Consider the following 12,818-nt stretch of genomic DNA (forward strand, 5'->3'; position numbering starts at 1 on the left):
TGACCCATTTATGAAATCAACTTACACTGCATTTATAAAATCCGAAGCCTTAAAGCTCGGATTTTTTTCAGTAGGTATATCAAAAGCTGCTTTTTTAGAAGAGGAAGCTCCACGATTAGAACTTTGGTTAGAAAAAAACCATCAAGGGCAAATGAGTTACATGGAACGTCATTTTGATAAACGATTGGATCCTACCATACTTGTTCCAGATGCCAAAAGTGTGATATCGCTTTTGTTTAATTATTATCCTTCTGAAAAGCAAATTGAAAATACCTATAAAATTTCTAAATATGCTTATGGTCAAGATTATCATGATGTAATTAGGGATAAATTAAAAATATTAATGCAAGCTATCCAAGACCAAATTGGACAAGTATCGGGTAGGGTTTTTGTGGATTCTGCCCCAGTTTTAGACAAAGCTTGGGCTAAAAAAAGCGGATTAGGTTGGATTGGGAAAAATAGTAATTTAATAACTAAAAAAGCGGGTTCTTTCTTCTTTATAGCAGAAATTATTTTAGATTTAGAATTAGATTATGATACCATTACCACAGACCATTGTGGTACTTGCACTGCCTGTATTGATGCTTGTCCTACACAAGCCATAGTAGCGCCCTATCAAGTGGATGGTAGTAAATGTATTTCGTATTTTACTATTGAATTAAAAGAACAATTGCCTAATGAGCTCAAACAAACTTTTGATGATTGGGTATTTGGATGTGATGTTTGTCAAGATGTATGTCCTTGGAATCGGTTTTCTAAACCCCATCAAGAGCCTTTATTTTCAGCTAAAACAGAGATTATTAACAATACAAAAGCAGATTGGGAGTTTTTATCAGATGAGAGTTTTAATGAAATATTCAAAAATTCACCTATAAAACGTATTAATTATCATAAATTTTTTAATAATTTATTAAAATAATTGAATATAAAATATTTTAACATATTTGTGATTTATTTTTTTAAGGTTTTATTTTTTATTTATTATCTTTGTACCAAATTAGCCATAACTATATCGCCGACAAAATACTACTTATTTAAGGTGAAGTACATAAAATATTAGTTTTAATAGATAGGGTTTTATAATACTAAATTAGTTATACTTTTTTAATATAATAAATAAAAAATAATTTATATGAGAAAAATTCACTTTGTTTTACTGTTTTTAATAGCAGCAATTAAAATTCAAGCACAAGTAGGTGTTGGGACTATAAATCCAACAGGTACGTTTAATGTTGATGGAGCTAAGGACAACGCTACCACGGGTACTCCAACAAATGATCAACAAGCCAATGATTTTATAGTTACATCTACAGGCTTAGTAGGTATTGGAAAATTGATTCCAAAGGCTATCCTTGACATTAATTCAACTAGTGGTCAGATTGTCAATACAAGATATTCAACAACTGCAAATGCGGGACCTGGTTTGATTTTAAGAAAATCTAATGCCGCAAATAATTTAGACAATGGTGCTTTGTTAAGTGGTGACTTAATTGGTAGAATTGCATTTTTTGCTAATACGGGTTCAGGATATAGTACAATTGCTAATAGCGAAATGAGGTCTGAACAAGTAGGTACTTCTTCTAGTACAAATGTAGGATCGAAAATTATTTTTGCAACGGCTACTCAAAATACTACATCATTAACAGACCGTATGGTGATTTTAGATAATGGCAAAGTGGGAATTGGAATTGTAAACCCATTAAATATGCTTGTTGTAAGAGGTGTAAATGCACAGCCCTCTGCTCAAAACCTAGATCAAACCAATGCAACCTTTAGAGTAGATAGCAATACCAATCACGCATTGGATTTTGGTACATTAAATGATACACCTTTTGGAGCTTATATTCAAAGTCAGAATAAAACGGCAGCAAATGGTTTGGCATTGTCATTAAATCCTTCGGGAGGTAAAGTCGGGATTGGGCTTGTTTCACCAAGTTATGATTTGGATGTCAATGGAACAGCAAGAATTGCTACTGTACCAACCATTGCTACTGCTACCAAAATGTTAGTGAAAGACCCATCTACTGGACAAATTTCAGAGCAAACTATTAGTGGCGGTACAACACCATCAACAGTTGTGTATGTAAATGCAGCTACTCCAGCAACAGCAACCATATTTGATACTGCCAATCCAGCAGTAACTAATAACAACGCTTTTAAAAATTTAACTACTGCCATTTATGTTGGCACAGATGGTAGCCAATGGACAAGTGATGGCACTGTTTATTCTACCTATGCTCCCTCTTTTCAAGGGGCTAGCGATGAGTTTACCGCTACTGCAAGCCAAACGGTATTTACTCTTTCAGGATTGCCAAAAGGTAAAGTATGGTTTTTTAGAAACGGTTCTCGATTAACTAACAATTGTTATACCGTAGTAGGCTCGAAAGTTACTTATATTCCTGCAAATAATGGAGGTGCTTCGCTTGGTACAATTGTAGCTGGAGATATTATAACCATTGATTATGTAAAATAATTTTTCTTTTTTTAACAAACAGAGATAATTATTTAATTTACATATATGAAATCGCTATTAACAGCTTGTTTGTTGTAAACAAATAGTAATATAAAAGCGATAACCTATATGACCGATTAAAAAACAAATTTTACATATATGAAAAAAATATTTTTAATACTATGTGTTATGGGGTTTATTACCTCAAAGGCACAACAATTTGATGCCGTACACGTTTTTAACAAACAAGGTATTTTTATCAAAAGCGATCCTGATGCTAATTTAGTAAATCGTCGTGGAGTAAAAGCTACAGGTTTGGTTGAAAACGAATCTGTTGACAGATGGGGCAATCTTTATACCGTGCCAGGCAATATTGGATACCAAAATTATTGGACAACAAATCACTTGGTAACTTGGACGGCTCAAAATCAAAGTAAGGCTTTGGTTGCTTCGCCTGCAGATGTAACTGTAGTAATTGGAGCAAAAGCAGGCTATAGAATTATTACAACGGGCTCTGCAAATACAGGAACGGCAAATTTAATTATTGCAGGTACAGCTACTAGTCTAGGGACATTTAATGGTGGAGGAACGGTGGTTTTTGAAGCCAGTCAGAACGTTGGTGTCAATGGTTTTACGGGTATTACCGTACAGTCTGGAGCCACTTTGCAATACGGTACAGATTGGACTAAAACATTTACTATTGGACCAGGTCAGTTGGATGTTTTAAGCGGTGCTACATTAGAATTTAGAACTAAAAATACTACTCAAGCAGAGTTTATGGGACCTGGTATGCGTATAAGTGGTACTCTTAATATGATTGGAAATGGCACTACTACGGGCGGGATATACAAACCATATTCAGCTACATGGGTTTTAAATAGTGGGGTAATGAATTTGGTCAATTGTTCTTTAGAGCTTTCTAATACCTTTGGGCTAGGTGCAAGTGACCCATTGGCGGGCTATTATTCTGGTACACTTAACATCAATAAAGATTCTGGCTTAATAATAAGTTCAAATGCTCTAACAGAAGGTATAGCTGTCAATGTGGCAGGTAATGGATCTGGAATCTCTGGAACGCCTCAGGCTGCTATATATGGATATGGTACTAGTTCTAGTGGAATTAATGGGGTAGTTACCCTAAAAGACGATACTGTGATAGCTTTTGTAAATACAGTGGTACACCCTGTTTGTGCTAATATTACTGGGCCATACAAATTAACATTTGGTTGTCCTACATCAGGAACAAATAGTTTGGCTTGGTTAGCTGGTAATAGCACCCATACAGGTGTAATGGAAATTGCTTATGGAACCGCAAAAGTGGTAGCAGCAGAAGGTACAAGCGGCTCACAATATGTAAACTTAAAATCAGGAACTACCTTGTGGTATAATGTGCTATATGCAAGTGCTAAATCCTGGCGGGCAGAAGCCAATACATCTATCATTCTTTCAAATTTTGAAGTTACCCTTAATAATCAAGAGTCTATTCCATTGCAAGCCATTTTTTCTGGCAATGGCAAATTAACTTTAGCATCAGGAAGCGACTTAGAGTTGGCAGCCTCGCCACATACTTGTACGGGTAATTTAACTGTTAATAGTGGTGCCAAAACAGGGGCTGCTATTGCTTCGGTAGTATGGGCTGGGCCACTAATTATGTCTGGAGCTACAAGTGCATTAAATGTAAATAATGTTTCTAATGCTGCCTCAAAGTTGAAATGTACTACTTTTACTGCGGCAAGTGGTTTTACAGTTAATGTGCCTAACTTAACAGCGGGTACTTATGATATTTTAGAACGAACAAATACAGGAACCAATACTATACCAACTGTGGGTACTAATGCAAGTGGCTTAACCGCAAGTTTTAGCTGGGTTGGTAACATCTTAAAAATGACTTTATCTTAAAGTATATAATAAAATAATTCACCTTAAAAAAGATTTGAAATACATTCAAGTCTTTTTTTTGTTTTACTTGGTAACAAATGCCAATTTATACCAAATATACATATAAAATAGTTCAATCTATTGGTTCTTTTTTGCTAAAATGAGTCAAAAAAAATAGTTCCGTAGCCCAGCTATGCAACGATTTTTTTGGAAAATTTTTTCTAAAAAATAACTACGTATCTTTGGACTATTTTATAAATATATTTGGTATTAGAATATGGAAAAAATGAAATTCAGATATAAAATAAAAAATAACCAATTGATTTTATAATGAATTTTTGAGGTTTTTTTATATAATAAAAAAAGGTTTATCTAATATTAGATAAACCTTTTTTAAATAAGTTGGTCTACAAGGACTCGAACCTTGAAAGACTGCACCAAAAACAGTTGTGTTACCATTACACCATAGACCAGCTTTGATTTGTAATCGGGTGCAAATTTATAGCTTTTTTTGTTTTGTGCAAACTTTTTTTTGACTTTTTTTTAAAAAATTTTAGTTGTAACATTTTTTATTTTTTAAAGTCTTTATAATCAGTAACCAATTTTGAAATAGCCATAAAAAAGAAATAGATTTTTGTAGTAAATGAACTGTCATTCCATAAAAAATTGTTTCTTTGTAGCGTTATTTTAAATTCAATATAATTTTTCATGAACACCAAATCTTTTAACTTTAAAAAATGGAATACCATCACGGGGTGGTTTGCTTTTTTGATCGCATTGATTACTTATTCTTTAACGGTTGAACCCACAATGAGCTTTTGGGATTGTGGCGAATATATAGCAACAGCAGCAAAACTTGAAGTTGGCCACCCGCCTGGTGCACCCCTTTTTCAAATGATTGGTGCCTTTTTTGCCATGTTTGCTATCGATAAGGAACATATTGCCTTGATGGTCAATATGATGTCTGTTTTTTCAAGTGCTTTTACAATCTTGTTTCTTTTTTGGTCATTAACCTTACTTTTGGAAAAAATGATAACGCCGTTCAAAACGTTCGATAAAGATGTTCAAATTGCCGTATTAGCAAGTGCATTTGTTGGGGCTTTAGCGTTTACTTTTACAGATAGTTTTTGGTACAATGCCGTCGAAGCTGAAGTGTATGCCATGGCTTCTTTATTTATAGCTATTTTATTTTGGCTAGGACTTCGATGGGAAAAAGACATGCACACCCCTCGAGGCAACAAATGGCTGCTCGTGATCAGTTTGATGGTTGGTTTGTCTTTTGGAGTTCATTTTATGGCTTTATTAACCATTCCTAGCATAGGATTGTTGTATTATTTTAAAAATTATCAAAAAATAACGCCAAAAAACTTTATCATTGCTAATGTTGTGGTAGTAGCAGTATTGTTGTTTATTTTCAAATTATTGTTGCCTTTAACCATGTCGTTGTTTGCCAAAACGGAGGTTTTTATGGTAAATCAAATTGGGTTGCCTTTCAATTCGGGTACCATTTTCTTATCGATATTGATTATTGCGGGTTTTTATTACGGACTTCAATATACCAAAAACAAAGGTTATGTACAATGGAATACGTTATTGTTGTCTGTGTTATTTATTTTGATTGGTTTTTCTACTTGGTTGATGTTGCCTATTCGGGCCAATGCCAATACTGTAATAAACGAGAACAAACCATCTGATGCTGCCGAAGTTTTGGCTTATTATAACCGTGAGCAATATGGCGACAACCCTTTATTTTATGGGCCTCAATTTACAGATATGTTTGCTGGATTGGATGAAGAAACGCCTTATTTAGACGAAAAACCCAATTATGAACGCGATTATCAAACAGGAAAATATGTGATTGTAAACAATTATATCAAGTCCAAACAAAATTCTAGTAATACTCAAAAAACCATTTTACCAAGGATGTGGAGTACAGAAAATGCCGAAAATTATATGGCATATACAGGCCCTTTGGAATTTAAATTGGATCCTAATTATGATTATTCGTCAGATTTGCCTCAATATGGCATAGACCCACAAAAATTATCAGAAGAAGAGTTGTCTGCAGCCGTAGCACAAATGCAATCAGAAGTAGTAAAATCCATTTCACAATTCAAGCAAGCTTATGCAGCCCATCAAATTGATAATGAAGATTACATCAAATTCCTTCGCAATTATAAAGATTATTTGATCATTGAAAAACCAACTGCCGCAGCCAATTTTGGATTCATGTTCGATTTTCAGTTTGGTTATATGTATGCTCGTTATTTCTTGTGGAATTTTGTTGGCCGACAAAATGATATACAAGGAAAAGGGGATGTTTTGGACGGAAATTGGTTGAGTGGTATCAATTTTTTTGATGAAGCACGACTTGGATCGCAATCCGATTTACCAGACGATGTTGTAAAAAACAAAGGACGTAATACCTATTATTTCTTGCCATTTATTTTAGGACTTATTGGTGTTTTTTATCATGCCAAAAAAGACTTAAAAAGCTTTTATGTCATTCTAACACTTTTTTTGTTTACAGGAATCGCCTTAAAAATATATTTGAACGAACGCCCATTTGAGCCTCGTGAAAGGGATTATGCACTCGTAGGGTCGTTTTATGTTTTTGCCATTTGGATAGGAGTGGGCCTATTTGCCATAATAGACTATGTTCAAAAATGGATGGCTCCAAAAGTAGCAGTTCCCGTTGTAACTGTTGTATGTTTGCTTGCTGCTCCTGTATTGATGGCAACTCAAAATTGGGACGATCATGACCGTTCTAACAAATATACTGCCACAGCCATGGCAAAAGCCTATTTGGATTCGTGCGAAAAAAATGCTATTTTGTTTACTATTGGCGACAACGACACCTTTCCGCTGTGGTATGCACAAGAAATTGAAAATTATAGGACAGATGTTAAAATTGTTAATACCAGCCTTTTTATGACGGATTGGTATATAGACCAAATGAAAATGAAAGCCTATAACTCCGAACCACTCAAAATTTCGTTCAAACACCATCAATATGTTGGTGATAAACTCGATTTTGTAATTTTCAAAAAAACAACAGAGGAGCGTTTGGATATTAAAAAGTTTTTAGAATTTATTGCTTTTGACGATCCACGAACTATGGTAGAATTGGGTAATGGACAGAAATATCATTTTTACCCAACAGATAAAATAAGAATTCCAGTGGACAAAAATACCATTATCAAAAACAATGTGGTACATAAAAAATACCACGATTCTATTGTGCCTTTTATAGATATTGATTTGAAAGACAATGGTTTGTATAAAAACAGATTGATGATGCTAGACATTATTGCCAACAACAATTGGGAACGTCCAATATATTTTAGTGGTGGTAGTTTTGGCGACGATGATTATTTGTGGATGAAAGAGTATTTGCAATTGGACGGCATGGTTTACAAGTTGGTTCCTGTAAAAAACAAATTAGACAAAGAATCAGGTGTAATGGAAATGGGACAAATAGATGCTCATAAAATGTATGACATTGTCATGAAATGGGATTGGGGCAACTCTGGTAGCACAACAATATATCATGATCCAGAAACCCGCCGCAATAGCATTACTTACAGAACCAATTTGTCCAGATTGATGGATCAACTCATTGTAGAAGGACAGCACCAAAAGGCCAAAAACATCATCGATTTGGCACTTAAACAAATGCCAGTGGATTATTTTGACTATTATGTAGCTTTGGAACCTTTTGCTAGGGGATATTATCAAATTGGAGCTCAAACAGATGCTCGAAAACTTTTAGATCAATTGATTCACAAATATGTTCAAAATCTTAAATATTATGGCAATTTGACACCAAGAGAACAAAATTTTATACAATTAGAAATTATTACTAATATTGAAAGATACAGAAGCATGGTTCAAGTAAGCAAAGAAGCCAATGACTTAACGTATTACAACAAAGCCAAAGCTACTTTTAATAGCATCAACAAACATTTTGAAAGATTTGGACGAGATAATGAATAGTAATTATCAAATATGAAAAAAGCACTTCTTAAAAGGAGTGCTTTTTTTTTACTTATAATCCTATTAAAAATATTTATAACCAATAACGACGATTTTGCCCTAATGCAATTAATTGGCATTAACATAGGTTAGGTTTTTACCAAACACTTATTATACTATATATACATATAATACCAAACATTCATATAAAAAAGTCCAATCTGCTAGATCTTTTTCTCCAAATATTTCACAAAAAAATAGTTCCGTAGCCTAGCTATGAAAAGATTTTTTTATAAAATTTTGAAAAAAAATAGCATTGCATTTTTAGACTATTTTATAAGTGTTTGGTATAAAATAGTCCAATCTATTGGTTCTTTTTTGCTAAAATGAGTCAAAAAAATAGTTACGTAGCCTAGTAATGCAACGTTTTTTTTAAATTTTTTCTAAAAAATAACTACGAATCTTTGGACTATTTTATAAATATATTTAGAATAACATACAAATTAATCTAAAATATTTTTTGCAATAAAGAGTCAGATAAAATTGTTCCGAAACCAACAATTGAGCTGTTTTATATCCTTTTTTTATAAATTCAACTATGTATTTTTTTGACCATTTTATAATAACGGAAATCGTTATTGCATTTATTCGTATTTGCTCGGATCGTATATGAGCTTTTTTATAAACATATTTGGATATATCACATCAAGGTAATAAATGAAATTATTAAAGAATTTTTTTTGTTATTGATAAATGTCTAAGTAGATAATATTAAAATAAAAGTAAAAAACTACTTCAATTTTATTTCCTTTCGGATTTAAAATCAAAATAGTTTTCCTAATCAAAATCAAAAAAAACAACAAATAATAACACCTTTTAATTTAAATAGTAAGCTATTTTATATGCTAAAGTATTATGATTTTACTAAAAATGTTTGTTCGGTCGTTTTACTAATCGTTTTACTTATTTTGTTATAAAGTTCCACTTTGATAGTATGAGTTACACCATCAACACTAGTTCTGTTCATGCCTTCAAATACTATTGGATTCCAGCTTTCTATATAATACGGCGTTTGATCAATTGTTAATCTAATGCCATAAGTATTGCCAAGTTTGGCTAATGTTGGGCTAGGAACTACATAATCCAATAAAATTTTACTATATTCGCTACTTCCTGTGTAAGTTCTGATAGGTCTTGAGGAATAAATTTCGTCTGTTGTTAAGGTATTTCCAGCATTAACACCAACTATAGTATTGCCCATTACCATATATTTGCCACTTATCATGGCTTCAGGGTTTTTGTATCCTTCATGATATGATCTTGATAAAAAGGCAATTATGGTATGTTCACCATCAGGCAAATTTAAAGCATAAGTATAGGGATTTCCTGCTGCAATATAAGGACTTCCATCAATAATTAAATGAACATGTTGCCCCATTGGCGAGAAAGCCAACCCGGCTGTGGTTTGATCTGGTGTTGCTATTCCAAATGTATAATTAGATACACCAAAATTAAATACGCCTGCTGTAAGAGTAAACCATGATAATGTAGGAGTTCCCATAGGAATATAAGAACCCGTTCTAACTGCAAAACTATAATTGTCCATTGGCAAAAGCGTTGTAGGAGCTGCGTTTTTTGTAAAACTTCCAGTAAGTCTATCTACAACTGCTGCATTAACATCCAAGCTACTTGGCTCTACTAATACATTTGAAAATGTAACCACATCATTTGTTTTACTAAAGTCTAAATTAACTTTTGTAACATTTTGATTAGACCATAAGTGGGCTAAATTTGTTTTCTCTATCAAAACAGTCAATTTTTGATCTGTTCGGCTAATTTTACCTACCAATGCGTAATTATTTGCAAAAGTGTTTGAGGCAGCAATCCACCGTTGAGCTGTAAAAGTACCATTTGCGGCAATTGTCAATCTAACAAAACCTGCTTTGTCCCAAGTACCAACAAATTCTGAAATATCCTGATTGACAACCATGGGGGTATTGTCTTTTGAACATGAACCTAGTACCATGCTAATAAATAGCAGAAATGTTTTAAAATAATTTTTCATAATTTTTTTAATTTTTAATATTTACGGCAAAGGAACATCATATTAAATTTTACTCCTATGGACATAAGTATTACTATATGGATAATGTTTCTAAAAATGTGCCTTTTATATTTTTTCTAAATTCTAATGGCGATACCGTAGTATTGTTTTTGAAGAATCTACTGAAATACAAAGGATCCTCAAAACCCATTTCAAGGCTAATTTTTTTAATGGAATCGTTACTTAAATACAATTTTTTTTTTGATTCTATTATAATTTTATCTATCAATATTTTTTGAAACGATCTTCCAAAAATTTGATTACATTTTCTGTTTAATGTCGATTTTGAGATATTTAAAACAGAAGCATAAAAATTTAAATCATGATGCAGTAAATAGTTTTGACTGATAAGTATTTCAATATCATTTGCAATTGCTGGTTTATTTATTTGCTCGATTGTTTGTGATTTAAGTTTTAATCGTACGGCATGTATCAAAATTATTTTCAACAAACTTGAAACCATCTCTATACTTGCAACGTTGGGTTGTTCCATTTCTTGAAGCATTTGAGCAATAATTCCTTTTATTTGTATAAAATCAACACTTTCTAATGTACAAATGGTGTTATAATACGGATTATTAAATAACAATCCTTGACAACCAATCTCTTTGGCATGTATATCGATACAGAAAAAATCGGGATGAAATTGAATTATTATGCCTTTGATAATTTTATCTGTTTCAAAATCCCATGAAACTTTTTGATATGGATATAAAAAAACAGCTGTTTTATGATGTATATGCCTTTTTTGGCAATCAATACATATATTGCCTATGCCGCTTTCGGTAAATATAATACTATAAAAATTACTTTTTTTGATGTTTTTCCAAAAGGAAATATCTTCAAAATGAAATATAGAAAAAACAGGTAGTTTTTTTGAATTATATAAATACATTTTTTTATCTATTATGGTACATGTAATTTTTTATATAAATAATAAATAGCTACTTATATTTATTTTTATAAATATCAAAAGGTATTTTATTGATATAAAGTAATACTATCGATTAATATTTATGGTACTATTTTTTTTAAAAATAACTATTGTTCTGCGTTGAAACACTACAAACTTTTAGAATGTAGTATCCCAACACAAACTCAATAACTTTAACATACATTTTCTAAATTGTATTTGGGGTATCAATTTTGAATAGTATATAAATAATAAAGTTACCGAAAAACAACAACTAATATTTTAAGTTTCTTTTTTAAATATAATTTTTGATTTAATCCTTTTTCCAATAATTATTTGCAGCTGCAATGGTTGCAAATTCTGTAGCTACAATTTGACTAATCATGATTAACATGGTGGCATCTGTTGCATATATTTCTCTAAGATTCATTCTGATTTCATTATCTGGTTGCAAAGTTTTTATGACTAATCTAGACATCAACATAGCTAAAGTTCTACCTTCTTCAGGGGTTTTAGTTATCAAAGTACCGTTGGGTATTAAGGTAGTGGTATTTGTCATATTTTTTAAATATTTTTAATAATTAATAATTCTTAAAACATTGTTAGGTTTCTATTTTTATTGACTAGTTGTAATACATAATTTATTAATGCAAAGTCTTTTTATCGTATCCTAATAAATAGAATCTTTTACCAATGCCTAATCATGTTTTTAATCATTACAAAACTAAAAATATAAACAAATTGCAATAAAATTATACCTACATGAAAGATACACATTCATTAAAATATAATGTTACTTTTATATACTAGTTTGATTTTTAATACAATAGAGTTGTAGAAAACTTATCTTTTGAAGAATATAAATTAAAAATCAATATATGTTGTGTATGTTTTTAGTATGAGTATGCACCACTTAATTTTTTTTTTAATAAATTGTTTGCATTAAAATATAGAAATACAACAAAATGTTGCTCTATATACATGATATTGTCCAATCAATTAGCTCTCTTTTACTAAAAAGAGCCCAAAAAAATCGTTGCATAGTTGGGCTACGGAACTATTTTTTTTGACTCATTTTAGCAAAAAAGAACAAGTAGATTGGACTATTTTATATGTGTATTTGGTATAAGGCCCGTCTAAACAGGTAAAAACATTTTGAGTTTTTGATTTAGAATTTTTGTATTTTAATATTTGGAATTGTACAATGCTGGAGCCATACATAGTACAAAATACGTATGCTAATTGACAATGTACAATAATGCGTTATTTTTATATCACTAAAAGATACGGTTTGTGTTTAGTATAGCTATATATAATACCAAATATATTTATAAAATAGTCTAAAGATGCGTAGTTATTTTTTAGAAAAAATTTTAAAAAAAAAACCGTTGCATAGCTGGGCAACGGAACTATTTTTTTTTGACTCATTTTAGCAAAAAAAACAAGTAAATTGGACTATTTTATATGTATATTTGGTATAATTTAATTTTTAAAAA

7 protein-coding genes and 1 tRNA gene are annotated in these 12,818 nt (G+C 31.5%); 4 read left to right on the top strand and 4 right to left on the bottom strand.

From position 1 onward, the window contains the following. The first annotated feature begins 10 nt into the window (after positions 1–10). The 3 genes from queG to FBFL15_RS01750 all read left to right on the top strand — a co-directional run bounded on the left by queG (position 11) and on the right by FBFL15_RS01750 (position 4,351). A complete protein-coding gene (gene queG, locus FBFL15_RS01740; protein WP_014082954.1) occupies positions 11–919 on the top strand; it encodes a tRNA epoxyqueuosine(34) reductase QueG in 909 nt (302 codons plus the stop codon). Positions 920–1,132: 213 nt separating this feature from the next. Further along, a complete protein-coding gene (locus FBFL15_RS15640) occupies positions 1,133–2,473 on the top strand; it encodes a hypothetical protein (protein WP_014082955.1) in 1,341 nt (446 codons plus the stop codon). Between the two features lie 138 nt (positions 2,474–2,611). Next, positions 2,612–4,351, top strand: coding sequence for a hypothetical protein (locus tag FBFL15_RS01750; protein WP_014082956.1), 1,740 nt, complete (start codon positions 2,612–2,614; stop codon positions 4,349–4,351). Positions 4,352–4,732: 381 nt separating this feature from the next. Here the strand turns inward: FBFL15_RS01750 and FBFL15_RS01755 are convergent. Then, positions 4,733–4,803, bottom strand: a tRNA-Gln gene (locus FBFL15_RS01755). 235 nt (positions 4,804–5,038) lie between these two features. On the opposite strand from FBFL15_RS01755, the gene FBFL15_RS01760 reads away from it, so the two are divergent. After that, entirely contained in the window at positions 5,039–8,326 is a 3,288-nt protein-coding gene (locus FBFL15_RS01760) for a glycosyltransferase family 117 protein (RefSeq protein ID WP_014082957.1), read from the top strand. Positions 8,327–9,218: 892 nt separating this feature from the next. Here FBFL15_RS01760 and FBFL15_RS15645 read toward each other — a convergent pair. The 3 genes from FBFL15_RS15645 to FBFL15_RS01775 all read right to left on the bottom strand — a co-directional run bounded on the left by FBFL15_RS15645 (position 9,219) and on the right by FBFL15_RS01775 (position 11,881). Further along, a complete protein-coding gene (locus FBFL15_RS15645; RefSeq protein WP_014082958.1) occupies positions 9,219–10,370 on the bottom strand; it encodes a hypothetical protein in 1,152 nt (383 codons plus the stop codon). Positions 10,371–10,443: 73 nt separating this feature from the next. Further along, on the bottom strand, positions 10,444–11,304 hold the full coding sequence (locus tag FBFL15_RS01770) for a helix-turn-helix domain-containing protein (RefSeq protein ID WP_014082959.1): 861 nt from the start codon (positions 11,302–11,304) through the stop codon (positions 10,444–10,446). A gap of 331 nt (positions 11,305–11,635) precedes the next feature. Further along, a complete protein-coding gene (locus FBFL15_RS01775; protein ID WP_014082960.1) occupies positions 11,636–11,881 on the bottom strand; it encodes a hexameric tyrosine-coordinated heme protein in 246 nt (81 codons plus the stop codon). Between the last annotated feature and the right edge of the window lie 937 nt (positions 11,882–12,818).

The sequence above is a fragment of the Flavobacterium branchiophilum FL-15 genome, from assembly GCF_000253275.1.
GTDB classification, from domain to species: Bacteria; Bacteroidota; Bacteroidia; order Flavobacteriales; family Flavobacteriaceae; genus Flavobacterium; species Flavobacterium branchiophilum.